This window comes from Methylobacterium sp. FW102-HT35C08, from assembly GCF_058790235.1.
In genome coordinates this window covers 862800-888854 of record NZ_JBYTCL010000002.1, presented here as the reverse complement: position 1 = coordinate 888854, position 26055 = coordinate 862800, and the positions used below count along the sequence as shown (strand labels likewise).

General features: G+C 70.5%; 22 protein-coding genes. 10 read left to right on the top strand and 12 right to left on the bottom strand.

Annotated features, from left to right (window positions below; all coding sequences use genetic code 11):
- Window positions 1-48: 48 nt before the first annotated feature.
- Window positions 49-2148: a glycine--tRNA ligase subunit beta gene (gene glyS / locus AC3WSN_RS04350; protein WP_492536516.1), complete on the top strand. Its 2100-nt coding sequence runs from the start codon at window positions 49-51 to the stop codon at window positions 2146-2148.
- Window positions 2149-2184: 36 nt separating this feature from the next.
- On the opposite strand, the gene bluB is transcribed toward glyS, so the two are convergent.
- On the bottom strand, window positions 2185-2823 hold the full coding sequence (gene bluB / locus AC3WSN_RS04345) for a 5,6-dimethylbenzimidazole synthase (RefSeq protein ID WP_492536514.1): 639 nt from the start codon (window positions 2821-2823) through the stop codon (window positions 2185-2187).
- A 356-nt stretch (window positions 2824-3179) separates the two neighbouring features.
- Between bluB and AC3WSN_RS04340 the strand changes: the two genes are divergently transcribed.
- The gene (locus AC3WSN_RS04340) at window positions 3180-3554 is read left to right on the top strand and encodes a DUF2794 domain-containing protein (RefSeq protein ID WP_192711028.1); all 375 of its coding nucleotides are present in this window, start codon (window positions 3180-3182) and stop codon (window positions 3552-3554) included.
- 93 nt (window positions 3555-3647) lie between these two features.
- On the opposite strand, the gene AC3WSN_RS04335 is transcribed toward AC3WSN_RS04340, so the two are convergent.
- The 5 genes from AC3WSN_RS04335 to AC3WSN_RS04315 form a co-directional block, all read right to left on the bottom strand.
- Window positions 3648-4541, bottom strand: coding sequence for a dihydrodipicolinate synthase family protein (locus AC3WSN_RS04335; protein WP_492536512.1), 894 nt, complete (start codon window positions 4539-4541; stop codon window positions 3648-3650).
- Between the two features lie 92 nt (window positions 4542-4633).
- Window positions 4634-5404, bottom strand: a complete 771-nt coding sequence (locus tag AC3WSN_RS04330) for a Bax inhibitor-1/YccA family protein (protein WP_091786357.1) — start codon at window positions 5402-5404, stop codon at window positions 4634-4636.
- Window positions 5405-5742: 338 nt separating this feature from the next.
- The gene (locus AC3WSN_RS04325; RefSeq protein ID WP_492536511.1) at window positions 5743-6870 is read right to left on the bottom strand and encodes an L-talarate/galactarate dehydratase; all 1128 of its coding nucleotides are present in this window, start codon (window positions 6868-6870) and stop codon (window positions 5743-5745) included.
- 292 nt (window positions 6871-7162) lie between these two features.
- Window positions 7163-9739 carry an ABC transporter permease gene (locus AC3WSN_RS04320; protein WP_492536509.1) on the bottom strand — a complete coding sequence of 859 codons (2577 nt, stop codon included), beginning with the start codon at window positions 9737-9739 and terminating at the stop codon, window positions 7163-7165.
- Entirely contained in the window at window positions 9739-10440 is a 702-nt protein-coding gene (locus AC3WSN_RS04315; protein ID WP_492536508.1) for an ABC transporter ATP-binding protein, read from the bottom strand. Before AC3WSN_RS04315 ends, AC3WSN_RS04320 begins: the two co-directional genes overlap by 1 nt.
- Before the next feature lie 201 nt (window positions 10441-10641).
- Here AC3WSN_RS04315 and AC3WSN_RS04310 point away from each other — a divergent pair, with 201 nt between their 5' ends.
- Window positions 10642-11241 (top strand): arylesterase, encoded by a 600-nt coding sequence (locus AC3WSN_RS04310; protein ID WP_492536506.1) that lies wholly within the window; start codon window positions 10642-10644, stop codon window positions 11239-11241.
- The gene (thpR, locus tag AC3WSN_RS04305) at window positions 11241-11780 is read left to right on the top strand and encodes an RNA 2',3'-cyclic phosphodiesterase (protein ID WP_492536504.1); all 540 of its coding nucleotides are present in this window, start codon (window positions 11241-11243) and stop codon (window positions 11778-11780) included. Before AC3WSN_RS04310 ends, thpR begins: the two co-directional genes overlap by 1 nt.
- 229 nt (window positions 11781-12009) lie before the next feature.
- Here the strand turns inward: thpR and coaA are convergent, their stop codons facing one another.
- The 3 genes from coaA to AC3WSN_RS04290 all read right to left on the bottom strand — a co-directional run bounded on the left by coaA (window position 12010) and on the right by AC3WSN_RS04290 (window position 14391).
- Window positions 12010-12999 carry a type I pantothenate kinase gene (gene coaA, locus AC3WSN_RS04300; RefSeq protein WP_192711022.1) on the bottom strand — a complete coding sequence of 330 codons (990 nt, stop codon included), beginning with the start codon at window positions 12997-12999 and terminating at the stop codon, window positions 12010-12012.
- Entirely contained in the window at window positions 12996-13319 is a 324-nt protein-coding gene (locus AC3WSN_RS04295; RefSeq protein ID WP_192711021.1) for a phosphoribosyl-ATP diphosphatase, read from the bottom strand. The genes coaA and AC3WSN_RS04295 overlap by 4 nt, the downstream gene beginning before the upstream one ends.
- A gap of 124 nt (window positions 13320-13443) precedes the next feature.
- A complete protein-coding gene (locus AC3WSN_RS04290) occupies window positions 13444-14391 on the bottom strand; it encodes an aspartate carbamoyltransferase catalytic subunit (RefSeq protein WP_132369350.1) in 948 nt (315 codons plus the stop codon).
- Window positions 14392-14559: 168 nt separating this feature from the next.
- Between AC3WSN_RS04290 and AC3WSN_RS04285 the strand changes: the two genes are divergently transcribed.
- From AC3WSN_RS04285 to topA, 3 genes are all read left to right on the top strand, one after another.
- A complete protein-coding gene (locus AC3WSN_RS04285; protein WP_492536502.1) occupies window positions 14560-15420 on the top strand; it encodes a cytochrome b/b6 domain-containing protein in 861 nt (286 codons plus the stop codon).
- Entirely contained in the window at window positions 15417-16352 is a 936-nt protein-coding gene (locus AC3WSN_RS04280) for a molybdopterin-dependent oxidoreductase (RefSeq protein WP_492536500.1), read from the top strand. Before AC3WSN_RS04285 ends, AC3WSN_RS04280 begins: the two co-directional genes overlap by 4 nt.
- A gap of 163 nt (window positions 16353-16515) precedes the next feature.
- Window positions 16516-19200: a type I DNA topoisomerase gene (gene topA, locus AC3WSN_RS04275; protein ID WP_492536498.1), complete on the top strand. Its 2685-nt coding sequence runs from the start codon at window positions 16516-16518 to the stop codon at window positions 19198-19200.
- A gap of 181 nt (window positions 19201-19381) precedes the next feature.
- Here the strand turns inward: topA and AC3WSN_RS04270 are convergent, their stop codons facing one another.
- Window positions 19382-19570 (bottom strand): hypothetical protein, encoded by a 189-nt coding sequence (locus AC3WSN_RS04270; protein WP_238198890.1) that lies wholly within the window; start codon window positions 19568-19570, stop codon window positions 19382-19384.
- A gap of 357 nt (window positions 19571-19927) precedes the next feature.
- Between AC3WSN_RS04270 and parE the strand changes: the two genes are divergently transcribed.
- Window positions 19928-21985, top strand: coding sequence for a DNA topoisomerase IV subunit B (gene parE / locus AC3WSN_RS04265; protein ID WP_492536496.1), 2058 nt, complete (start codon window positions 19928-19930; stop codon window positions 21983-21985).
- Window positions 21986-22046: 61 nt separating this feature from the next.
- On the opposite strand, the gene AC3WSN_RS04260 is transcribed toward parE, so the two are convergent.
- Complete coding sequence (locus tag AC3WSN_RS04260) at window positions 22047-22541, bottom strand: PRC-barrel domain-containing protein (RefSeq protein WP_492536494.1); 495 nt, start codon at window positions 22539-22541, stop codon at window positions 22047-22049.
- A gap of 220 nt (window positions 22542-22761) precedes the next feature.
- On the bottom strand, window positions 22762-23631 hold the full coding sequence (locus AC3WSN_RS04255; protein WP_192711015.1) for an outer membrane protein: 870 nt from the start codon (window positions 23629-23631) through the stop codon (window positions 22762-22764).
- Window positions 23632-24033: 402 nt separating this feature from the next.
- Between AC3WSN_RS04255 and AC3WSN_RS04250 the strand changes: the two genes are divergently transcribed.
- Both AC3WSN_RS04250 and AC3WSN_RS04245 read left to right on the top strand, forming a co-directional pair.
- Complete coding sequence (locus tag AC3WSN_RS04250; RefSeq protein WP_492536492.1) at window positions 24034-24366, top strand: hypothetical protein; 333 nt, start codon at window positions 24034-24036, stop codon at window positions 24364-24366.
- 187 nt (window positions 24367-24553) lie between these two features.
- Complete coding sequence (locus AC3WSN_RS04245) at window positions 24554-25993, top strand: DEAD/DEAH box helicase (protein ID WP_492536490.1); 1440 nt, start codon at window positions 24554-24556, stop codon at window positions 25991-25993.
- The last annotated feature ends 62 nt before the right edge of the window (window positions 25994-26055 follow it).

The window sequence follows — 26055 nt, the reverse complement described above, 5'->3', positions numbered from 1 at the left end:
GGATCCCCGGCCCTCGACAGGGGTGCGGCGCGGCGATATGGCCGCGCCATGCCCGACCTCCTGCTCGAACTCCGCTCGGAAGAGATCCCCGCCCGCATGCAGCGGCGCGCGGCGGAGGATCTCAAGAAGCTCGTCACCGACGCCCTGGTGGCGCGCGGCTTCCTGTACGAGGGCGCCAAGGCGTTCTCGACGCCACGCCGGCTGGCGCTCCACATCGCCGGCCTGCCCGCCCGGGGCGAGGCGGTGCGCGAGGAGCGTCGCGGCCCGCGGGTCGGCGCCCCCGAGGCGGCCGTCCAGGGGTTTCTGAAGGGTGCAGGGCTGACGAGCCTGGATCAGGCCACGACCGTCACCGACCCGAAGAAGGGCGAATTCTACCTGGCGGTGATCGAGCGGCCCGGCCGCGAGACGCTGGACGTGCTCGCCGAGCTTCTGCCCGAGATCATCAAGAGCTTCCCCTGGCCGAAATCCATGCGTTGGGGCGCGGCCTCGGCCGAGCCGGGCGCTTTACGCTGGGTGCGCCCGCTGCAATCGATTGTCGCGACCTTCGGGCCGGAGACCGAGACCCCGGAAACCGTGCCGTTCTCGGCCGGCGGGATCGCGGCCGGCACCGTGACCTATGGCCACCGCTTCCTCGCCCCTGAGGCGATCGAGGTGCGCCGGTTCGACGACTACATCCAGGCGCTGGAGCGGGCGAAGGTCGTCCTCGACCCTGAGCGGCGCAAGGACGTGATCCTGCACGACGCCCGCGATCTCGCCTTCGCCCGCGGTCTCGACCTCGTCGAGGACGAGGGCCTGCTGGACGAGGTGTCGGGCCTCGTGGAATGGCCGGTCGTGCTGATGGGTTCGTTCGACGAAGCCTTCCTCGACATTCCCGCCGAGGCGATCCGGGCGACCATCCGGGCGAACCAGAAATGCTTCGTCCTGCGCAAGAGCGGCTCGGACGATCTGGCGCCGGCCTTCATCCTGGTCTCGAACCTCGTCGCCAGCGACGGCGGGCAGGCGATCACCGCCGGCAACGAGCGGGTGGTTCGCGCCCGCCTCTCGGACGCGAAGTTCTTCTGGGAGACCGACAAGGCGATCCGCCTGGAAGACCGCCTGCCCAAGCTCGACAGCATCGTCTTCCACGAGAAGCTCGGCACGCAGGGCGAGCGGATCGCCCGCATCGCCGCCCTGGCGCAGGCGCTGGCGCCGCTGGTCGGCGCCGACCCGGCACTGGCCGAGCGTGCCGCCCGCCTCGCCAAGGCCGACCTCGTCACCGAGATGGTCGGCGAGTTCCCCGAGCTTCAGGGGTTGATGGGCCGCAAATACGCGGCGCTCCAGGGCGAGCACGACAGCGTCTGCGCGGCCATCGAGGAGCATTACAAGCCGCTCGGCCCCTCCGACCGGGTGCCGAGCGACCCGGTCTCGATCGCGGTTGCGCTGGCCGACAAGCTCGACACGCTGGCGGGGTTCTGGGCGATCGACGAGAAGCCCACGGGGAGCAAGGACCCGTTCGCCCTGCGCCGGGCGGCTCTGGGTGTGATCCGGCTGATCCTCGACCGCGGCCTGCGCCTGCGCCTCTTGGAGCAGGTCGGCGCGGCGGATCGCGGCCTCGCCGGCCGGGCCGGCGCGGATGCGAAGGATCTCCTCGCCTTCTTCGCCGATCGCCTGAAGGTCTATCTCCGCGACCAGGGTGCCCGCCACGACCTGATCGACGCCGTCTTCGCCCTGCCCGGCCAGGACGACCTGCTGATGGTGGTCCGCCGGGTCGAGGCGCTCGGGACATTTCTCGACACCGAGGATGGGAAAAACCTGCTCGCGGGCTACAAGCGCGCGGCCAACATCCTGCGGATCGAGGAGAAGAAGGACGGCCGCGCCTACGATTCCGCGCCGGACGCCGCCCTGGCCGCCGCGGGCGAGCCGGCCGAGCGGGCGCTGGCCGAGGCTCTCGCCAAGGCCCGGGAGACCGCCTCGGCGGCCGTGGCCCGCGAGGATTTCGCCGGCGCCATGCAGGCGCTCTCGACGCTCCGCGCGCCGGTGGACGCGTTCTTCCAGGACGTGACCGTCAACGCGCCCGATCCGAAGCTCCGCGAGAACCGCTTGGCTCTGCTCAACGCGCTGCGCGCCGCGACGCGGGAGGTGGCGGAGTTCGCGAAGATCGAGGGGTGAGATCGTCCCGGCGGGCGGGCGCCGAGGCGCGCGGCCTCAGCGCTCCACCAGGGTGCAGCCCCGCCGGTCCTCGGCCTGCCAGCCGTGGCGCTCCAGCTCCGGGTCGAGATGCTCCTCCACCGGGTATCCGACGCAGAGATAGGCCACGAGCCGCCACGTCTCCGGCACCGCCAGGATCGCCGTGACCGCCGCCGGCTCCAGGATCGAGACCCAGCCGACGCCGAGCCCGCGCGCGCGGGCCGCGAGCCAGAAGCACTGCACCGCCCCCACCACCGAGTAGGCCAGCGTCTCCGGCATGCTCGCGCGCCCGAGGCCGAGGCCGGTCCCGGTGGCGGCGTCGCAGAACGCCGCGAGATGCACCGGCGCCTCCTTCAAGCCGGCGAGCTTGAGGGCCCGGTACTGCGCGGCGCGGTCCGGATCGTAGCCCGCCGCCGCGGCGGCGTTGCAGCGGGCGAAGCTCTCGGCCACGCCGGCGCGCCGGCCGGGATCCGCCACGCGCACGAAGCGCCACGGGCGGCTGTTGCCGACCGAGGGCGCCCGATGCGCCGCCGCCAGGCAGGCGTGCAGCAGCGCCTCGTCGACCGGGTCCGCCCGGAAGCGGCGCACGTCGCGGCGCCACGCGAACAGCGCGTCGAGATCGTGCAGGAAGGCGGCGTCGAAGGCGGGCGGGCCCATGATCCACTTGGCATACCCGCAACGCCGGGCGCTCCGGAACCATAAAAAAGGCCGCCCCTTCGGAGCGGCCTGAAGTCTTGGGTCTCGAAACCTCGGAGTGCCGGATCCTGGGATCCCGAACGGCGACCGAGGGCTGGGGAGCTGGGTCTCGGGCGCCGGCCGGGCAAAACCCGGCGAGGTTCACGGGCTGTTGTGTCGGTGCAACGCGGCCCGCAAAAGGCGTGAATCGGGCAGAACCGTGTTTTTTGTCGCTTGGGCGTGTCTTGTGTGACACGGGCATTGCGGCCGCGGCCGCCCTTGCAGGCCGCTGCGGCGAGGCCCATCATCCGGCAAAGGATGGATGCGCGGGAGCCAAGATGACCGAACGGACGAGCGCCGGGCCGAGGCCCGACGAAGCGGCGGGCCATGTCATTCCCTTCCCTGCCCGCGCGGCTCCTCCACAGGTCGCCTTCAACCGGGACGAGCTGCGCACGATCTTCAACATCTACGGACGGCAGGTCGCCGCGGGCGAGTGGCGCGACTACGCCCTCGATTTCCGCCGCGACAAGGCGGTGTTCTCGATCTACCGCCGCACCTCGGAGATGCCGCTCTACCGGATCGAGAAGGACCCGAAGCTCGCCCGCCGCCAGGGCGCCTTCGCGGTGATCGCCGCCAGCGGCCACGTCCTCAAGCGCGGCACCGACCTCGCCCGCGTGATCGCCGTGCTGGAACCGGCGCCCCGGGCGGTCTGACCGAGCGAACATGCGCGGCTCAGGGATAACGCTTCATGCCGTCATTCCGGGGCGCCGCAGGCGAGCCCGGAATGACGGGGACGAGGCGACCGCTCAGGAGAGTGACAGGCCCCGGACGGTCCGGGCGATCTCGGCCACCACCTCCGACGGCAGCGGCTGGATCGGCCGCGGCGGCTCGGCGCGGCACAGGCCCATGAGGTCGGCGAGGGCATAGACCACCCGCAGGCTGGAATGCGTCCGGAACAGCGTCCAGAGGGGTTCCAGCTCGGCATTGAGCATGCGGGCCCGCTCCGTCTCGCCCGCTGCGACGGCCCGGACGATCGCCAGGCAGGTCTGCGGGAAGAGCCCGCCCGCCACGCTGAACCACGCCGCGCCGCCGGCGATCAGGGCTTCGGTCACGTTCCAGTCGCCGCTGAAGCCGATCGGGAAGCCCGCCGGGACAGCCGCCTGCAGGGCCGCGACGCCGGCCTCCGCATGGGCCGGGTCGGGTGCAGCGCATTTGGCCGCCACGATCCCGGGCCGACGCGCGATCCGGCCGATCAGGTCCGGCGAGAAGCGGAAATGCGTGGTCGCCGGATTGTCGTAGAGGACGAGCGGCAGGCCGCCCGCCTCCGCCACCGCGCTGAAATGCGCCTCGACCTCGGGCTCGGTGAGCGGCGTGTACGAGACGGGGGCGAGGAGCCCCGCATCCGCGCCGGCCGCCCGCGCATCCTGCGCCAGGCGGATGGCCTCGTCGGTGCGCAGGGCCCCGATGCCGACCAGGAGCGGGACCCGCCCGCCGACCGCCTCGGCGGCGATCGCGACGGCCCGGCGCCGCTCCTCCCGGGACAGGTAGGCGTAGGTGCCGGTGCTGCCGAGCAGGCCGATCGAATCGACGCCGGCCGCCGCCAGCGGCTCCAGCAGCCGGCGCAGGGCGTCGGCGTCGACCCGGCCGTCCGCGTCGCTCGGGGTGATCGGGAAGGCGGAGAGGCCGGAGATCGCACGCATCGCCCGAGCTTAGCGCATCCGAGGGCGGCCAGACAAAAAGAAACCCCGGCGGTTTCCCGCCGGGGCTCCTCTCAACGCTCAGTCTCTGGAGCCTAGCGGCGATCGCCGATCAGGCTGAGCAGGAACTGGAACATGTTGATGAAGTCGAGATAGAGCGTCAGGGCGCCGTTCACCGACATCTTGGCCGCCATCTCGCCGTCGAAGCCGCCGTAGAGATACATCTCCTTGAGCTTCTGCGTGTCGTAGGCGGTCAGGCCCGCGAAGATCAGCACGCCCAGCACCGAGATGGCGAACTGGAGGGCCGACGAGGCGAAGAAGATGTTCACCAGCGACGCGAGGATGATGCCGATCAGGCCCATCATCAGGAACGAGCCCATGCCCGAGAGGCTACGCCGGGTGGTGTAGCCCCAGAGGCTGAGCGAGCCGAAGGCCGCCGCCGTGATGAAGAACACCTGCACCACGCTGCCGCCGGTGAAGACCAGCAGGAGCGAGGACATCGAGGCGCCCATCACCGCCGCGAAGGCCCAGAACATCGTCCGCGCCGACGAAGCCGACATGCGGTCCATCCGCATCGAGAAGACGAAGATGAACGCCAGCGGGGCGAGCATCAGGACCCACTTCAGCGGGCTGAGATAGAGGGTCTGACCGAACGGGGTCAGGATCGGACGCGTGCCCTGGTAGGCCGCGACCGACGCCATGTTCAGGCCGAGCGCGACAAGACCGGAGATGCCGAGCCCGACAACCATGTTGTTGTAGACGCCGAGCATGAACGTGCGCAGGCCCTGGTCGACTTCGACCTGGGTGCCGGCGTAGCCGGTCGGCTGCTGGGCGCCGTACCGGAAGGGGCTGTTTTCGAATGCCATGGGAGTTTCCTTGCGGAGGCTCTCTCAGCGTGGTGTTCGGGCGAGGCCCACGCAGGACCTCTGGCGCCGGACTGGCGCCTCGACCGGGAATATGTTGCGCCCGCGTCCTCGACACAAGTCCCCGGCCACGGTTGCGGTTCGTGTTTTCCGTGTCCGGATGATGTAATTTTGTCCATCGAGCCGGGGATTAAAATGCATCTCTGACATTGCGGCCGGTATTTCGACTTCCGGTTGCCGGTCCGGGGCAGTTCGAAGGCTTCGTGGAGAGTCTTAACAGCTTCCGAATGCCGCGGCGTCGGACCGCCTTGTGACCGCGGAAGCGCCGGATGCCGGTCGCCTCATGCCAGGCTGCCGAATCCGGCGGTCTCGCGCGTCCAGGCAAAGGCCTGCTCGCTCAGGGAGATCCCGAGACCGGGCCGGGTGGGCACCACCATGCGCCCGTCCTTGAGTTCCAGGCGCTCGTTGAACAGCGGCTCGAGCCACTCGAAATGCTCGACCCAGGGCTCCCGCTGCATCGCGGCGGCGAGGTGGATGTGCAGCTCCATTGAGAAGTGCGGCGCGATGGTCAGCCCGGCGAACTCGGCGAGCGCCGCCACCTTGAGGAAGGGCGTGATGCCGCCGACCCGCGGCGCATCGGGCATCAGGTAATCGGCGCCGTTCTGGCGGATGAAGTCCCAGTGCTCGCCGACGCTCGTCAGCATCTCGCCGGTGGCGATCGGCGTGTCGAGGGCGGCGGCGAGCGCCGCGTGGCCCGCGGCGTCCATGCAATCGAGGGGCTCCTCGATCCAGATCAGGTTGAAGCGCTCGAAGGTCCGACCCATCCGCATGGCGGCCGGCCGGTCCCATTGCTGGTTGGCGTCGACCATGAGCGGGAAGGCGTCGCCCAGATGCTCGCGCACGCGGGTCACCCGCCGGATGTCCTCCGCCCCGTCGGGCTGCCCGACCTTCAGCTTGATGCCGCCGATGCCCCTCGCCCGGGAACGGTCCGTGTTGACCAGCAGCTCCTCCAGCGGGGTGTGCAGGAAGCCGCCGGAGGTGTTGTAGCAGCGCACCGTGTCGCGCTGCGCCCCGAGGAGCTTGGCGAGCGACAGGCCGGCCCGCTTCGCCTTGAGATCCCACAGGGCGACGTCGAAGGCGCCGATCGCCTGGACCGCAAGGCCGCTGCGGCCGACCGAGGCGCCCGCCCAGGCGAGCTTGTCCCAGGCCTTGGCGATGTCGCTCGGATCCTCACCGAGGAGCGCGGGGGCGAGCTCGCGCGCGTGGGCGAACTGGCCCGGCCCGCCGGCCCGCTTCGCATAGCTGATCCCGAGACCGCGATGGCCGGCGCTGCTCTCGACCTCGCAGAACAGGATCGCGATCTCGGTCATCGGCTTCTGGCGGCCGGTGAGGACCTTGGCGTCGCTGATCGGGGTCTTCAGCGGCAGGTAGACCGAGCGGAGCCGGATCCCGGTGACGGTCTCATCCATGGTCTGCCTCGTGAATCGACGGTGGCCTCCGGCCGACGCTTCTCCATGATCGGGCAGACCGATCCTGTCCAAGCCTAAGGCTGAATGGGTCGATGCAGGACGCGTATCGATCGGCCGATATGGCTGCCGCGCGACGGACCCGCTCCGTCAACACGCGCGTAGCGACGTGACCCAGGGCAGCGCGGCCCCGATCCGCGTGGCGCAGTCTGGATTGCTCCGCTCCGCGCGCAACGACGGTGAGGCGGCAGCGATCACCCGAACAGGGATCGGCGGACCGGATCGTCCGCCCTCCTCAGATCTGCCGCAGATACGGCGCGGGCTTCTGCCCCAGGATCCGCCACGTGCCGGCGAGTCCGAGCAGGATCGCCAGCGCCACCGCGGCCACGGCCGCGACCAGCGCGCCCGACAGGTCGAGGCGGAAGTCGAGGTGCATGACCTTGGCGACGATCACCCAGCCGGCGATCGTCCCGGCCAGGAGGCCGAACAGGGCCGTGGCGAGGCCCAGGGCGGCGTACTCGATACCGTAGGCGGTGAGCAGCCGCGCCCGGCTCGCCCCCAGCACCTTGAGCACGACGGCGTCGTAGAGCCGCGCCCGGTGCCCGGCCGCGATGGCGCCGGCCAGCACGAACAGGCTCGCCAGCACCGCCACGGCGCTCGCCCCGCGGATCGCCAGGACCAGCCGGCCGACGAGGTCGCCGATGGCGTCCAGCGCGTCCTTGACCCGCACGGCGCTCACCGACGGGAAGGTCTTGGCGACGTCGCGCAGGATGTGGTTCTCGGTGGCCGCGTCGGTGCCGCCGGGTAGGGTCAGGGTGGCGAGGTCGGAATGCGGCGCGCCCCGGAAGGTGCCCGGCGAGAACACCATCACGAAGTTGATGCCGAGGTTGCGCCACTCGACCCGGCGCAGGTTGAAGATCGTCGCGGTGAGGTCGCGGCCAAGCACGTTCACCGTCACGGTGTCGCCGAGCTTGAGGCCGAGCTGGCGGGTGAGGTCGGCCTCGAAGGAGACCAGGGGCTTCGCGCCCTGCTCGGCGCTCCACCACGCGCCCTCGGTGAGACTGGAGCCGTCCGGCACCGTGTCGGCGTAGGTGATGCCCCGGTCGCCGTCGAGCACCCAGGCGGCGTCCTCCGGAGGGCGGATCTTGCTCGCCGGCACGCCGTTGAGGGCGACGATCCGGCCGCGCATCATCGGCACGTCCTCGACCTTGCCGTTGGGGGCCGCGCGCGCCAGGAACTCGCGGAACTGGGCGGCGTCCCGCGAGGGGATGTCCAGGAAGAAGAGATTGGGCGCGCGGGCCGGCAGGGTCGCGCTGATCGTGCGGCGGACATTGGCGTCGATCAGGCTGAGCGTCACGAGGAGCGTCACGCCGAGGCCGAGCGACAGGACGATGGCGGGCGTCAGGGCGCCGGGCCGGTGCAGGTTGGCGAGCGCCATCCGGGGCGCCGGCCAGCGCGGGTGCGGCAGCCGGCGGGCGAGCGCCATCAGGCCGAGCGCCACCAGATGGAGGAGGCCGAACGCGATGGCCGCGGCCGCGATGAATATCAGCGCCACGCGCCGGTCGAACGCGGTCGCCACCGACAGGCCGACCAGGGCCGCGAGGCTGACGGCGAGCCAGATCCGGTAGCGCCAGCGCGGGCTGACGCGCGCCGGGTCGACCGTGTCGCGGAACAGCCCGGAGACCGGGACGTCGTGGGCGCGGCCGAGCGGCGTGATCGCGAACGCAAAGGCGGTGATCAGCCCGTAGGCGGCGGCGAGCGCCAGCTCTCCCGGGGCAAGCGTCGGGTTCAGCGGCAGCGGCAGGTCGGCGGAGAACAGCGCGTCCAACAAGAAGGGCAGGCTCGCGCCGATCGCGAGGCCGATCAGGGTGCCGAGGCCGGCGATCAGCATCACCTGCGTCAGGTACAGGGCGACCACCTGCGAGCCCGGCGCGCCGACGCTCTTGAGGGTCGCGATCGACGGGCGCTTGCGCTCCACGAAGGCGTGGACCGCGTTGCCGACCCCGACGCCGCCGACGATCAGCGCGGTGAGCCCGACCAGGGTCAGGAACTGCGTGAAGCGCTCGATGCTCTTGGAAAAGCGCGGATCGGCATTGGTGCGCGAGCGGATCTCCCAGCCGGCCTCGGGGGTCGCGGCGCGGATCCGGGCCTGCGCGGCGTCGAGGTCGGCATCCGGCGCGCCGGGCGGCAGGAGGAGGCGGTAGCTCCAGCGGTTGAGGCTGCCGGGCTGGACGAGGCCGGTGGCCCGGAGCGTCGGCTCGGCGATCATCAGCCGCGGCCCGAAACCGATGCCGCTGGCGATCTTGTCGGGCTCGGACACGATGGTGCCGCGGATCGCCACCGGGTGCCCGGCGAGCGCGATCCGGTCGCCGACCTTGACGTCGAGGCGGGTGAGGAGCGCCGGGTCTGCGAGCGCCCCCGGCACCCCGTCGCGCTCCGCCAGCAGGTCGGCGAGGCGGCCCGGCGGGTCGGTGGCGAGGTCGCCCGCGGCCGGGTAGGTGGCGGGATCGACGGCCTTCAGTTCGACCAGGGCCGCGTCGCCGCTGCCCGCCACCGCCATGGCCCGCAGGGAAGCGACGATGTCGAGGCGGCCTTCGCGTGCGAGGGCCTGTTTCTCCGCGTCGGTCGCCTCGCGGTTGATAAGATTGTAGGCGAGGTCGCCGCCGAGGATGCGCCGGCCCTCGCGGCCGAGCCCGTCCGAGAGCGAGCGGGAGATCGACGCCACGCCCGCGATGGCCATGACGCCCAGCGCGATGCAGGCGAGGAACACCGCGAAGCCGTTGAGCCCGGCCCGCAATTCGCGCAGCGCGAGGCGCAGGGTGAGCGGGATCCGGCGGGGCGCGGGGTCGGGGCGGGTGATCGTGCCGTGCATCAGGCGGACACCGCCTCCTCGATCCGCCCCGAGCGCAGGCGCACGGTGCGGTCGCACAGGCGGGCGAGGCCGTTGTCGTGGGTGACGAGCACCAGCGTCGCGCCGCGGTCGCGCTTCAGCCGGAACAGCAGGTCGACGATCTGGCGGCCGGTGGCCTCGTCGAGGTTGCCGGTGGGCTCGTCGGCCACCAGGATCGCCGGGTCCGGGGCGACCGCCCGGGCGATGGCGACGCGCTGCTGCTCGCCGCCCGAGAGCTGCGCCGGGTAATGGTGCAGCCGGTGCCCGAGGCCGACCGCCTCCAGCTCGGCGCGGGCGCGCTCCAGGGCGCCGGGCCGGTCGGCGAGTTCCAGCGGCAGCGCCACGTTCTCGAGCGCCGTCATGGTCGGCACGAGGTGGAAGGCCTGGAACACGATGCCGATCCGACGGCCGCGGAACCGGGCGAGCGCGTCCTCGTCGAGGCGGACGAGGTCGGTCTCCTCGATCACGACGCCGCCGGAATCGGGCCGCTCCAGGCCGGCCATGACCATCAGCAGCGTCGATTTGCCGGAGCCGGACGGGCCAACGAGGCCCACCGCCTCGCCGCGGCCGACGCTCAGCGAGATGCCGCGCAGGACGTGGACGCGGGCGGCGCCGCGCCCGAGGCTGAGGTCGATGTTCGACAGCGCGATCGCGGGCTCGCGCAGCACCTTGCCTTGGCTCACCGGTGAGCCGATCTGTGGGCAATGACGAGCATGGCGCGCGAGGTCCTCGGTTGGCTTCGATCTTGGCTGCACGGGCCGCGGGTGCACCGCGATATGGGTTGGGCATTGGGGCCGCGCCATGACGGCGGCGCTGTGTTCCGGCGCACGGCCCTGTTTGCCGCAGCGCTAGCCTGTCTCGTCCTCCCTTTCATGACGGCTTCCATGACCGACGCCCACGCCGCCCCGGGCGGTCCGATCAAGCTCGTCGCCCTCGGCGACAGCCTGACCGCCGGCTACCGCCTGCCGGCCGACGCCGCTTTCCCGACCGTGCTGGAGCGCCTGCTCAAGGCCAAGGGCGCGGACGTGACCGTGGCCAATGCCGGCGTCTCCGGCGACACCGCCACCGGCGGCCTCGACCGGGTCGACTGGTCGGTGCCGGACGGGACCGCGGGAGTGATCCTCGAACTCGGCGCCAACGACATGCTGCGCGGCACCGACCCGAAGGTGACCGAGGGCGCATTGTCGGCGATCATCGAGCGGCTGAAGGCGCGGGGCATCCCGGTCCTGCTCGCCGGCATGCAGGCCGCGCCGAATCTCGGGCCGGACTACAAGGCCCGGTTCGACGCGATCTACCCGGCGCTTGCCAAGCGCTACGACCTGACCCTCTACCCGTTCTTCCTCGACGGGATCATCGGCGACCGGGCGCAGCACCTCGATGACGGGCTGCATCCGAACCGGCAGGGCGTGGAGACCATCGCGGCCCGCATAGCGCCCACGGTCGAGGCGTTTCTGGACCGACTTCGCCAGCAGCCGGTGCGCTGATGCCGCGCCTGTTCACCGGCCTCGCGGTGCCGGCGGAGATCGCCGCGGCGCTCAAGGTCTACCAGGGCGGCTTGCCCGGCGCCCGCTGGATCGAGCCGGGGGATTTCCACGTCACCCTGCGCTTCCTCGGCGACGTGGAGGCGACCGTGGCCGACGACGTCGTCGAGGCGCTGTCGGAGATGCGGGCGCGCCCGGCCCTGACGGTGACGCTCGACGGACTCGGCATCTTCGGCGGCGACAGGCCCCGGGCGCTCTACGCGTCGGTGGTGCCGGAGGCGGGGCTGATGGATCTCCAGGCCGAGCAGGAGCGGCTCGTGCGTCGCGCCGGGGTCGAGCCGGAACGGCGGAAATTCACCCCGCACGTAACCCTGGCCCGGCTGCGGCGCGACGCCACGCCGGAGGCGACCGCCATGTACCTGTCGCAGGCCCCGGTCTTCACGTCACTGACCTACACGTTGGACCGGGTGACGCTGTTCTCGGCGCGGGACTCGACCGGGGGCGGGCCGTATGTGGCGGAGGCGGAATTTCCGTTCGCGTGAGCTGTGCGACGGCTTCGCCACATCGCACCGGTCGGCTCCTGGATCCATCCCGCGTCATTCCGCGGCTCGCCGCAGGCGAGAGCCCGGAATCCAGAACCGCTTCCGAGGCCCGGGCGCGCGCGGCCCCGCGCCAATCTGAACACGCGTCGCAGTCCTGGATTCCCGGCTCCGCTGCGCGGCCCCGGAAGGACCAGCGCGTTTCACGACTCGCTCCGGTTGCGCGCCGCCCTTACAGCCGCCGCAGCGCCACGCTCTCGATCCGGTGGCTCGCGCCCTTGGTGAGGATCAGGCTCGCCCGCTGGCGCGTCGGGACGATGTTCTCGCGCAGGTTCGGCAGGTTGATCGTCGTCCAGAGCCGGTCGGCGATGTCGAGCGCCTCGGTCTCGGGGATCTCGGCATATTTCCGGAAGTAGGAGCGCGGGTCGCGGAAGGCGGTCTGGCGCAGCTTCATGAACCGGGTGACGTACCAGCGGTGCAGGTCGTCCTCGTGGCCATCGAGGTAGATCGAGAAGTCGAAGAAGTCGGACACGAACGGGATCGCGGTCCCGTCCCGCGGCAGGCGGGCGGGCTGGAGCACGTTCAGGCCCTCGACGATCAGGATGTCGGGGCTCTCCACCACCCGCTCCTCGCCGGGCACCCGGTCGTAGACGAGGTGCGAGTAGAGCGGCGCGGTCACGCGCTTGTGGCCGGCCTTCACGTCGTGGAGGAAGCGCAGCAGCGCGGCGGTGTCGTAGCTGTCGGGGAACCCCTTGCGCTCCATAAGGCCATTGGCGGCCAGTTCGGCGTTCGGCAGCAGGAACCCGTCGGTGGTGACGAGGTCGACCTTCGGGGTGTTGGGCCAGCGCGCCAGCAGGGCGGTCAGGATGCGGGCCGTGGTGGACTTGCCGACCGCGACGGAGCCGGCGAGCCCGATGATGTAGGGCGCCTTGGTCTCGCGCTCGGCCAGCAGGAAGCGCTGCGTCGCCTTGAACAGCCCCTGCGTCGCCGCGACGTAGAGGGCGAGCAGACGGGACAGCGGCAGGTAGATCGCCTCGACCTCCTCGACCGAGATCGGGTCGTTGATTGATTGCAGCCGCTCGAGATCTTCCTGCTTGAGGGTCAGCGGCGTGTCGGCGCGGAGCTGTGCCCATTCTTCGCGGCTGAAGCGGCGATAGGGCGAAAGCCGGTCCGACGCTTCGAGGATCGCCTCGACCGAGCCCGGCAGCGCGGCCGCGTTCACGCGTGGCGCCTCGCGGCCTTCTCGGCGATGCCGCTCTGGGCGGTGCGCCGCTCCAGCTCGGCCATCACGTCGGCGAGCTCGACCCCGCCGGCCCGGAGCAGCACGACGAGGTGGTAGAGCACGTCGGCGGCCTCGTTGCGCAGGCCGGTCTTGTCGCCCTGCACCGCCGCGATCGCCGCCTCGACCGCCTCCTCGCCGAGCTTCTTGGCCGCCTTGGCGGGGCCTTCGGACAAGAGCTTGGCCGTGTAGGAGGTGGCCGGGTCGGTCCCGGCGCGGCTCGCCACGAGGGCGGCGAGGTCGGCGAGCGTATAGGCGGTCATGAAGCGATCTGCATGTTACGACGGCCCCGTATACGGATCAGAGCCGGATTTCGGCAGGAAACTGCGCTACCGCCGGCCCGCGGGCAAGCGGGGCGGGTGAAGGCCGCCCGGCTTTGTCCGGGGCTCACCCGTTCGGCAGGTGCCGGGCGAGCGCCTCCAGCACGGCCATGCGGACGGCCACGCCCATCTCGACCTGCTCGCGGATCAGCGACTGCGCGCCGTCGGCGATCTCGGAGGAGATCTCGACGCCGCGGTTCATCGGCCCCGGATGCATCACCAGCGCGTCGGGCTTAGCGAGCGCCAGCTTCTCGCCGTCGAGGCCGAAATAGCGGAAATACTCCTTCACGGAGGGCACGAACGAGCCGTTCATGCGCTCCCGCTGCAGGCGCAGCATCATGACGATGTCGCAGCCGACCAGGCCCTTGCGCATGTCGGTGAAGGTCTCGACGCCGAAGCGCTCGATCCCGGCGGGCAGCAGCGTCGAGGGCGCGATCAGACGGACCCGCGCGCCCATCGCCTGCAGCAGGATGATGTTGGAGCGCGCCACCCGCGAGTGCAGGACGTCGCCGCAGATCGCCACCTGCAGGCCCTCGATCCGGCCCTTGTTGCGGCGGATGGTGAGCGCGTCGAGGAGCGCCTGGGTCGGGTGCTCGTGGGCGCCGTCGCCGGCATTGACCACCGCGCAGTCGACCTTGCGGGCGAGGAGGTGCACGGCGCCGGCCGATTCGTGGCGGACCACGATGATGTCGGGCCGCATGGCGTTGAGCGTCGCGGCGGTGTCGATCAGGGTCTCGCCCTTCTTCACCGAGGACGAGGCCACCGACATGTTCATCACGTCGGCGCCCAGCCGCTTGCCGGCGAGCTCGAAGGACGATTGCGTCCGCGTCGAGGGCTCAAAGAACAGGTTGATCTGCGTGCGGCCCCGCAGGGTCGTGCGCTTCTTCTCCACCTGCCGCGAGATATCGACGGCGGATTCGGCGGCGTCGAGCAGCACCTCGATGTCGGGCCGGGTCAGGCCCTCGATGCCGAGGAGGTGCCGGTGCGGGAAGGCCGGGGTCGGAGGCGTCGTCATGATGAGGCCCGGGTGTAGGTGCGGCGCGCCCGGCGGGCAAGGCGGGGCGTCGCCTGCGGCCTTTTTTCCGGCGGATGGTAACCGAATGGCCCCGCCCCACGTATCCGCCCGAACGGTCGGGAAGCATACGGTTCCCGGCCCCGCGCCGCATGCCCGGGATCCAGACGCTTGGCCGCCTCCCCTGTCCTCGAAGCCCCCGAGACCGTCGACCGCCAGGGGCGCCGCTGGTTCTACCGCCACCCGCTGGTGATCCGGCTGGCGCACTGGATCAACGCCGCGGTCCTGCTGGTGCTGCTGATGAGCGGCCTGCAGATCTTCAACGCCCATCCGGCGCTCTACTGGGGGGCGGTCTCGACCTTCGACAACCCGGCGCTCGCCATCACCAGTGAGCAGGGTCGCGACGGCCTGAGCCGCGGCGTCGTGACGGTCGGCTCCCACACCCTCGACACCACCGGCTTGCTCGGCCTGTCGAAGGAGAGCGGCACCGAGGTGGAGCGCGCCTTCCCGGCCTGGGCGACGCTGCCGGCCAACCAGGACCTCGCGACCGGACGGCGCTGGCACTTCCTGTTCGCGTGGCTTCTCGTGATCAACGGCGCGGTCTACCTGCTCTACGGCCTGGTCTCGGGCCAGCTCCGCCGCCGGCTGATCCCGGACGGCGACCAGATCCGCGAATTGGGCGGCTCCGTGAAGGAGCACCTGCTCCTGCGCTTCCCCGAGGGCACCGAGGCCAAGCGCTACAACGTCATCCAGAAGCTGACCTACCTCGTCCTCGTGCTCGGCCTGCTTCCCGCGATGGTGCTCGCCGGCCTCGCCATGTCGCCCGGGATGGACGCCGCCTGGCCCTGGCTCACCGAGCTGTTCGGCGGCCGGCAATCGGCGCGCAGCGTCCACTTCATCGCTGCCGGACTGATCGTGCTGTTCGTGGTGGTCCACGTGCTGCTCGTGATCGTGTCCGGGCTCGTCAACAACATGCGCGGCATGATCACCGGCTGGTTCAGCCTCGGCCGAGATCGGGAGACCGCACGATGATCCTCCACCGCCGCAAGCTCCTCACCGCGGGCGCGGGCCTGATGGGCACCGCCCTCCTCGGCGGCTGTGACCGGTTCGCCGGGACCGAGACGGGGCAGCGCACCCTCAAGGTCGGCGAGGACGCGAACGCCTACGTTCAGCGCCTGCTGATGTCGCCCGCGACCATGGCCCGGGAATTTCCGGCCTCGATGATCTCGCCCTGGTTCAAGCCGAACGGGACCATCGACCCGCCGGACCGCGCCTACCGGGCGCTGGCCGCGCAGAAGTTCTCGGACTTCAGGCTGACGGTGGACGGGCTGGTCCAGACCCCGCTCGCGCTCAGCCTCGCGGACCTCCGCGTCCTGCCCGCGCGCACCCAGATCACCCGTCACGATTGCGTCGAGGGCTGGAGCTGCATCGGGCAGTGGAGCGGCGTGCCGCTCGCCGAGGTGCTGAAGAAGGCCGGGCTGAAGCCGCAGGCGCGCTACGCGGTGTTCCACTGCGCCGACACGCTGGAATATGCCGGGAGCCAGGACGGGGCGTCGCTGTTGCGGCCCGGACATCCGGGCGCGGTGCGCGACGCCTATATCCAACTCGCCGCCGCCGAGGATTGGGGCGGCGCGCCCACCGCCACCGACGCGCCCAAGGATGATTGGGGCCAGGGCAGCCCGGCCTCGGAGCCCGAGGATAAGCGGATCCCGATCCGCTACTACGAGAGCATCGACCTCTACGACGCCGTCAACCCGCAGACGATCCTGGCCTACGACCTCAACGGCAAGCCGCTGCCGGTCTCGAATGGCGCGCCCCTGCGCCTGCGGGTCGAGCGGCAGCTCGGCTACAAGCAGGCCAAATACGTGATGCGGGTCGAGATGGTGGAGTCGCTCGCCGGGATCGGCCAAGGCGGCGGCGGCTACTGGGAGGATCGCGGCTATGAATGGTACGCGGGGATCTGAGACGCCTGCTCGGCCAAACGCCCCCGCCATTTGACAACCCGCCGCCCGTGACCCACTTGTGCCCGGCGCGCGGCCCCGGCCCGACGGCGGGCATATGTCCCACGCGAATCTCGAACAGAATTCGTCCGTCGCGCCCAGGCTCCGTCGAGGGGCAGAGGTCTGAATGAAAGTCGTCGTCGTCGAGTCGCCGGCCAAAGCCAAGACGATCAATAAGTATCTCGGCCGCGACTATGAGGTCATCGCCTCCTTCGGGCATATCCGCGACCTGCCGCCCAAGGACGGCTCGGTGGATCCCGAGCAGGACTTCCACATGGTCTGGGAGCTGGCCGACCGCGGGGCGAGCCGGGTCTCCGAGATCGCCAAGGCGGTCAAGGGCGCCGACAAGCTGATCCTCGCCACCGATCCGGACCGCGAGGGCGAGGCGATCTCCTGGCACGTGCTGGAGGCGCTCACCGCCCGTAAGGCGCTCAAGGGCATCCCGGTCGAGCGCGTGACCTTCAACGCCATCACCAAGGCGTCGGTCGAGCAGGCCATGCGCAAGCCGCGGGAGATCGACCAGGCGCTGGTCGACGCCTACCTGGCGCGCCGGGCGCTCGACTACCTCGTGGGCTTCAACCTCTCGCCGGTCCTGTGGCGCAAGCTGCCGGGCGCCCGTTCGGCGGGGCGCGTCCAGTCCGTGGCGCTGCGCCTCGTCGTCGAGCGCGAGATGGAGATCGAGCGGTTCAAGCCGCGCGAGTACTGGACGCTCATCGCCACGCTGACGACCGCCGACGGCGCCACCTTCGAGGCCCGCCTCGTGGGCGCCGACGGCAAGCGCATCCAGCGCCTCGACGTCGGCACCGGCGACGAGGCGGCCGCCTTCAAGCGCGACCTCGAACTCGCGACCTTCCAGGTGGCGAGCGTCGAGGCCAAGCCCGCCAAGCGCCACCCGCAGCCGCCCTTCACCACCTCGACGCTGCAGCAGGAGGCCTCCCGCAAGCTCGGGATGGCGCCGGCCCAGACCATGCGGGTCGCCCAGCGCCTCTACGAGGGCGTCGATGTCGGCGGCGAGACGGTCGGCATCATCACCTACATGCGGACCGACGGCGTCGACATGGCGCCGGAGGCGATCCAGGACGCCCGCCGGGTGATCGGCAAGGAGTTCGGCGACCGCTACGTGCCGGACGTGCCGCGCAAGTACAGCGTCAAGGCCAAGAACGCCCAGGAGGCCCACGAGGCCGTGCGGCCGACCGACATGGGCCGCCTGCCCAAGTCGGTGGCGCGCCACCTCGAGCCCGAGCAGGCCAAGCTCTACGACCTGATCTGGACCCGCACCATGGCGAGCCAGATGGAGTCGGCCGAGCTGGAACGCACCACCGTCGACGTCACCGCCAAGGTCGGGCCGCGAACCATCGACCTGCGCGCCACCGGCCAGGTGGTGAAGTTCGACGGCTTCCTCGCGCTCTATCAGGAAGGCAAGGACGACGAGGAGGACGAGGAGAGCCGCCGCCTGCCCCCCATGAAGGCCGGCGACCCGCTCAAGCGCGAGCGGATCAGCTCGACCCAGCACTTCACCGAGCCGCCGCCGCGCTACTCCGAGGCGAGCCTCGTGAAGCGCATGGAGGAGCTCGGCATCGGCAGACCCTCGACCTACGCGGCCGTGCTGCAGACTCTTCGGGATCGCGAATACGTAAAAATCGAAAAAAAGCGGCTGCAGCCGGAGGATAAGGGGCGGCTCGTCACGGGCTTCCTCGAGAGCTTCTTCCGACGTTACGTCGAGTACGACTTCACCGCCGACCTGGAGGAGCAGCTCGACCGCGTCTCCAACGCCGAGGTCGACTGGCGGGCGGTGCTCCGCGACTTCTGGCGCGATTTCTCGGCGGCGATCGGCGAGACCAAGGAGCTGCGCGTCACCGACGTGCTGGAGGCGCTGAACGGCCTCCTCGGTCCGCACATCTTCCCCGACAAGGGCGACGGCTCGAACCCGCGCACCTGCCCGACCTGCGGCTCCGGCCAGCTGTCGCTGAAGCTCGGCAAGTTCGGCGCCTTTATCGGCTGTTCGAACTACCCGGAATGCAAATACACCCGCCAGCTCTCGGCCTCGGGCGTCGACGGCGAGGGTGACGGCTCCTCGGCCGAGGGCGGCCAGCCGGGCGTGCGCGTGCTGGGCGACGATCCCGCGACCGGCCTCCCGGTGACGCTCCGCGACGGCCGGTTCGGGCCGTTCCTGCAGCTCGGCGAGGCCTCCACCGAGAAGGGCGCCGAGAAGCCGAAGCGCTCGTCGCTGCCGAAGGGGCTCAGCCCCTCGGATGTGGATCTGAACAAGGCGCTGGCGCTGCTGTCGCTGCCCCGCGAGGTGGCGCGCCACCCTGAGACCGGCGAGCCGATCGTGGCCAATCTCGGCCGGTTCGGGCCCTACGTGCAGCACGGGAAGACCTACGCCAATCTCGGCAAGGATGACGACGTGCTGGAGATCGGCGGCAACCGCGCCATCGACCTGATCGTCGCCAAGGAGCAGGGCGGCGGGCGCGGTCGCCCGGCCGCCGATCCGGGCCGGCCGCTCGGCAAGGATGAGACGAGCGGACGCGACCTCGTGGTCAAGGCCGGCAAGTACGGCCCTTACGTCACGGACGGCGAGGTGAACGCCACGCTGCCGAAGACGATGGCCGCCGAGGCGCTGACGCTGGACGAGGCGATCGCCCTGGTGAACGCCAAGCGTGCCGCAGGCGGTGGCAAGCCAGCCAAGCGCGGGGCGGTCCGGAAGAGTTCGGCGCGCAAGGCGAGCGGCGACAAGCCGGCGGCGAAGAAGACCGCCACCAAGAAGCCGGCGGCCAAGAAGGCGGCTGCGAAGAAGTCGAGCGCGGGCTGAGAAGGCTCGCTAACCGGGCTCGAAAGGCCCGGTCCTTGCGAGCGGAGCGAAGGAATCCAGGTCGCCCCGAGTTTGTCGAGCGTGGCGCCGACTGGGTTGCCTCGCTCCGCTTGCAACGACGTGGGTGAGGCAGAGGCAGCGTTGCCGCCCTCTCACCGCGGGCTGCGGTCAGCGATCGGGATCAGACCAGGTAGGTGATCGTCGCCGCGACCGCGGTCGCGAAGGTCGCCAAGGTGATCGTGGTGGCGTTGACCAGCGCGCGGGCGGGCGGCACGCCGGCCGCGTCGTCATCGCAACCGAAGGCAGCACCGGCCGCGTGCTCGAAGCGGATCAACGTGAGGCGGCGGGCCTCGATCGCGGCGTCGCTCATGGACTGCGGCTCCCTGACCACGGTCAAGATTATCTCCGCCATCAACGTCGATTGTCCCGTTCTGTTCCGGTGCAGGCTGTGGAAGCCGGACGGGGCGGTCACGAGAAAGCCTTAACCCATTGTTGTGCAACGTCGTGATGACAGACGGCCCTGCCGGTCGAGGCATCGGCGCCGTTCCGGCCCTCGCTCGCGGCAGCGCAGCATGCGATGATGCGCGCGCGTCGCCGCAGGGCGAACGGCTTTGATGTTTACGGTTTGTTCCGCTATCATGCGGGGATGAAGGCGCATGCTCCACGACCCAAGACCCGTCTGCGCGAAGTCGAGCCGGCCGATGCGCCGCGCCCGCGGAGGCCGCGCGTGAGCGATCCGGCGCGGGACCTGTTCGGGCCGGGCAAGGGCCCGGCCGCCCGGCCGCCCGAGCCGCGGCGGCGCCTGGACGCCTCGGCCTCCGTGGCGACGCTCGCGGCCGCCGAGCCGGAGGGCGGCTACACCGCCTCCGACATCGAGGTGCTGGAAGGCCTGGAGCCGGTCCGGCGCCGGCCCGGCATGTATATCGGCGGCACCGACGAGCGGGCCCTGCACCACCTCTTCGCCGAGGTGATCGACAACTCGATGGACGAGGCGGTCGCCGGCCATGCCAGCTTCATCGAGGTCGAGCTGGAGGAATCCGGCGCCCTCGTGGTGACCGACAACGGCCGCGGCATCCCGGTCGACCCGCACCCGAAATTCCCCGGCAAGTCGGCGCTCGAGGTCATCATGACCACGCTGCACGCCGGCGGTAAGTTCGACTCGAAGGTCTACGAGACCTCGGGCGGCCTGCACGGCGTCGGCATCTCGGTGGTGAACGCGCTCTCCGACCTGCTCGAGGTCGAGGTGGCGCGCAACCAGACCCTCTACCGCCAGACCTTCTCGCGCGGTCATGCGCAGGGCGCGCTGGAGCTCGTCGGCCGGGTCCAGAACCGCCGCGGCACCCGGGTCCGCTTCCATCCCGATGCCCAGATTTTCGGATCGCTGAAGTTCGACCCGCGCCGCCTGTTCAAGATGGCGCGCTCGAAGGCCTACCTGTTCGGCGGCGTCGAGATCCGCTGGCGCTGCGCCCCTGCCCTCCTCGAAGGGCTGGCGGACGTGCCTGCGGAAGCCGTGCATCGTTTCCCCGACGGGTTGCGCGACTATCTCGCCCGGGACATCGACGGCAAGGAGCTCGTCACCGACGCGATGTTCTCCGGCAAGATCACCAAGCCGGGCTCGCACGGGTCGCTCGAATGGGCGGTGGCCTGGATGGTCGCCGAGGACGGGTTCTCGCACTCCTACTGCAACACCATCCCGACGCCCGAGGGCGGCACCCACGAGGCCGGTCTGCGCGTCGCCCTGCTCCGCGGCCTGCGCGAGCACGCCGAGCGGGTGAACCAGGCCAAGCGCATGACGGCGGTGACCACCGACGACGTCATGGCGACCTGCGCGTCGATGCTCTCGGTGTTCATCCGCGAGCCGGAGTTCCAGGGCCAGACCAAGGACAAGCTCGCCACCGTGGAGGCCCAGCGCATCGTCGAGACGGCGGTGCGCGATGCCTTCGACCATTGGCTCGCCGCCTCCCCGGCCCAGGCCAACAAGGTGCTCGACTGGGTGATCGACCGGGCCGAGGAGCGCCTGCGCCGCCGCCAGGAGAAGGAGGTCGCCCGCAAGAGCGCGACCCGCAAGCTGCGCCTGCCCGGCAAGCTCGCCGATTGCTCGGCGGCCGGCACCGCGGGCTCGGAGATCTTCATCGTCGAGGGTGATTCCGCCGGCGGCTCGGCCAAGCAGGCTCGGGACCGGGCGACCCAGGCGATCCTGCCGCTCCGCGGCAAGATCCTGAACGTCGCCTCGGCCTCGCGCGACAAGCTCGGCGCCAACCAGCTGATCTCGGATCTCACCCTGGCGCTCGGCTGCGGCACCGGCGCGGCCTTCCGCGAGACGGATCTCCGCTACGACAAGGTGATCATCATGACGGACGCCGACGTCGACGGCGCCCACATCGCCTCGCTGCTGATCACCTTCTTCTACCGCCAGATGCCGAGGCTGATCGACCGCGGTCACCTCTACCTCGCGATCCCGCCGCTCTACCGGCTGCAGCAGGGCTCGAAGGTCGCGTATGCCCGGGACGACGCGGATCGCGAGCGGATCGTCAAGACGGTGTTCAAGGGCGGCAAGGTCGAGATCGGGCGGTTCAAGGGCCTCGGCGAGATGATGCCGGCGCAGCTCAAGGAGACCACCATGGACCCGAAGAAGCGCACGCTGCTGCGCGTCGCGGTCCTGGACGAGGCCCGGGAATCGACCGGCGATACGGTCGAGCGCCTGATGGGCAACAAGCCCGAGGCGCGCTTCGCCTTCATCAGCGAGCGCGCGGCCTTCGCCGAGGGCGCCGACCTCGACATCTGACGCTGTCGCACCGACGCGGCTTGGCCGCGTCGGTCGATGGGTCACGGACTTCGGTCGTGGCTTATCGGGGCGCCGGAATCACCTTCGCGGGGTCGAAGGGCTGGGCGGCCGCCACCGTGTCCTTGCTCATGTTGAGGACCGCCGCATACCGGTCGCCGCCGGGCCGCAGCACAAGGGCGCCCGGCTCCACCGCGATCAGCTTGCTGCCCAGCCCGAGGAAGCCGCCGACATCGATCACCACCGCCCGGAGCAGGCCGCCGTCGGTGATCAGCAGGTCTTCGATCTTGCCGACGCTGTCGCCCGCGGCGTTGCGCACGGCCACGCCGATCATCTTGGTGCTCAGGAAGACGGCGGGCTTGAGCCCCCGACGCTTGGCGGCGTCGTCGGCGCTCGCCGCCTCCGTCAGCCGCCCGACGCCCTCACCGTCCGTCGAGGTGCCCGGCCCCGTGCCCGGCAGGACCGTATTCTTGCCGATCACGGTGGCGTCCTGCGCGGCCGCAGATGTGCCCGCCAGAGCGAGGACGGCGAGCGACAGGAGAAGGATTGGGCTTCGCATGGCTGATCGCTCCGGTGCGCCCAGTTCCGTCACGGGGTCCCGTCGCTGGTTGCCCGGGGGCGCCGCCGTCTCAATCGCGGGCGGCCCGCGCGGTTCCGGCCGTCCCTGTCGCACCGGGGCCGCCAGGTGGGCCGCCCGAAACGCGAAAGGGCCCGGCCTTGCGGCCGAGCCCTTCCCTTCCGTTGCGCGGAGCCGGTCGTGCCGGCTCCGCACCGTGATCTTAGTACGAGCCGAACTTGTAGTTCAGACCGGCGCGGACGACGGCGAACTCCGTGTTGGCGGCCGCGCCGTTGAGGTAGGCGGTGCCGTTCGGGGCCAGCAGGTTGCCGTAGAACACGCCGCCGGCGGTGTTCTTCTGGCGGTCGAGGTTCACGTACAGGCCTTCGACCTTCAGCGTCACGGCGGACGAGCGGAAGAAGTTCAGGAACGAGTCGGTGGGCAGGGCGTACTCGATGCCGCCGCCGACCGCGTAGCCGGTGCGGAAGCTGTCGCGGAAGCGGTTGCCGGAGAAGTTCTGATCGTCCTGGCCCGAGCCGTAGGCGAAGCCGCCGGTGCCGTACACGAGGGTCCGGTCGAAGGCGTAGCCGAGACGGCCGCGCACGGTGCCGAAGTAGTCGAGGCCGTTGCCGCTGGTGGCGACGAAGGCGCGCGGCGGGAGGAACGCGATGCCGGTGCTGGTGCCGCCAAAGGCGTAGTTCTGGGTGGCATTGGCGCGGCGGGCGAAGTCGACATACTGGGCGTCAGCTTCGAAGCCGATCACGACACCCGAGCCCGGCGTGAACTGATAGTTGTAGCCGATCTGGGCGCCACCCGAGAAACCGTCGTTGTTGCTGCGGTTGTTGACGCTGACGACGCCGTTCGTGCCGGGCGAGTTGATCAGCGAGCCGGCCGGCAGCGCGTAGTTGGTGGTGTTGCGGCTAGAGGCGTCGAAGCCGTAGCCGGCGTTCACACCGACGTAGAAGCCGGTCCAGGTGAAGACCGGCACCGGCGTGAACACCGGCGGCGGCGCGGCGCGACGCGGCAGATCGGCCGCGGACGCGGCAGCCGTCATGCCGGCCAGCACGGTGGATGCTAGGAGGAGCTTCTTCATGGTGTCGTAGGTCCTGGTTTGGCTTGAGCCGGCGGCCTGCGAGGCGCTCTGGGATGGCGTGTCTGTCGCTTTCCTGCAACAAGCATCCTCAGACTAGCTTGATCGCGTCAACGAAAGATGAAGACTAACGCCCCGTATCCCGCAGCACTGGCGCCTTTCGTCTCGCCACTGGCCGCATAGACCGACGAAAAGGCCCAGACGATTGTGCGAAACTTGTGGACCGGATGCGCGCCCGATCGCAGGCGCCGGGTTCGACATTGTCCGCCGCTGCGGAGGGAAGCCGTCGGGCTGGCGTTTTATTTCGGCACATCTGCCGAGCAACGGACGCTTCGGTGTAAGGCGGTGGTTAACCGTGTTGCCCGATGGTCCGGGGCCGGCGTATCGGCCGGTGAGGGTTTGGCCATGTACATCCGCGACGCGCGGGCCGCGAAGCCGTTCGGCAGGCGTCGGACTCGGGTCGAAGCGGGCGGCGGCGACTTGGCACCCGCAGGGGCTGATCGGCCCAGACACGATCGGCCGCCGAGCCCGCTCGGCTGGGCGCTGCGGATCACGGGGCTCGCCGGCCTCTTGGCAATCGCCGCCATCTCGTACCTGGCCCGTGTGAATCAACTGAGCCCGGCCCCCGCCTGGGCCGCCCTCGACGGACGTCAGGTGCTCGCCGACCCCGAGACGACCGGCGCGATCACGCGCCTGGACCCCTGCCAGAGGCCCGCCGCCGATCGCCTCAGGCCCTGATCGCTTGTGCGCCGCGGCGTCTTGGTGCGCATTGCGAGATTGACAAGCCGCGCCAAGGCCCTAACTGACAGACAGCATGCGCCCCGCGGCCCCGGGAGCATCCGAGCGTCCCGCGCGTGCCTTACCCAGCCGTTGCCGCGACGATGTCCATCGCGCCGGCCGGGCGCGCAACGGTTCCTGATTGCAGATGCCTTTTTCCGACCTGGGACTGAGCGAGAAAGTCCTGAACGCCGTCGAGACGGCGGGTTACACCGAGCCGACGCCGATTCAGGCCGAAGCCATCCCCCATGTGCTGGCGCGCCGCGACGTCCTCGGCATCGCGCAGACCGGAACCGGCAAGACCGCAGCCTTCACGCTGCCGATGCTGACGCTTCTGGAGAACGGTCGCGCCCGGGCTCGGATGCCGCGCACGCTGATCCTGGAGCCGACGCGCGAACTGGCCGCCCAGGTGGTCGAGAACTTCGACCGCTACGGTACCAATCACAAGCTCAACGTGGCGCTGATCATCGGCGGCGTGTCCTTCGCCGATCAGGATGCCAAGCTGATGCGCGGCACCGACGTGCTGATCGCGACGCCGGGCCGCCTCCTCGACCATTTCGAGCGCGGCAAGCTGCTGCTCACCGGCGTCGAGCTTCTGGTGATCGACGAGGCGGACCGCATGCTCGACATGGGGTTCATCCCGGATATCGAGCGCATCGTGAAGATGGTGCCGTTCACCCGGCAGACGCTGTTCTTCTCCGCGACCATGCCGCCGGAGATCGAGCGGCTGGCCGACATGTTCCTGCACAATCCGCAGCGGGTCGAGGTCGCCCGGCCCGCCTCCACCGCGACCACGATCACCCAGCGCCTGGTCGCCACCGGCTCGGAGGGCCATGCCAAGCGCGAGCGCCTGCGGGACCTGATCCGCGGCGAGGGTGAGCTCAACAACGGGATCATCTTCTGCAATCGCAAGCGCGATGTCGCCCTGCTCCAGAAATCCCTGGTGAGCCACGGCTTCGACGCCGCCGCTCTGCACGGCGACATGGATCAGCGCGCGCGCACCACCGCCCTCGACGCGTTCCGCAACGGTGAAACCGCTCTGCTGGTTGCCAGCGACGTCGCGGCCCGCGGCCTCGACATCCCGGCGGTCAGCCACGTCTTCAACTTCGACGTGCCGCACCATCCGGAGGATTACGTCCACCGGATCGGCCGCACCGGCCGCGCCGGCCGCGCCGGCACGGCCTACACCCTCGTGTCCCCGGAAGATGCTCGCTCGCTCGGGGCGATCGAGGCGCTGATCGGTCAGCCGATCCCCTGGTTCGATGGCGACCTGTCGACGGTGGCTGAGACCGCCTCCGATACCGGCACGCGCCACCGCGGCCGTTCGGCCGACAGCCGCCGCGGCGGGCGCACGGCCAAGGCCGGAGGGCGGAGCGTCGGCGAGGCTGCGGACAAGCCCAAGGCCCGCGGCGGACGCGGCGCCGTGGCCGCTCCGCGCGCCGAGACACCGCGGCCCGAGCTGCGCCGTGAAGCCGTGCGCGAGGAGCGCGGACGCCGGAACGAGTCCGAGGGCGAGACGCCGATCGGATTGGGTTCGCATGTTCCGGCTTTTCTTCTTCGACCAGTCCTGGCGAAGAAGGACAAGTAACAGGATTCTTTTCGGGCTTAACTGTCCAGCTACCAAGCTGTCTTAGACCAGTCTTGGGCGGC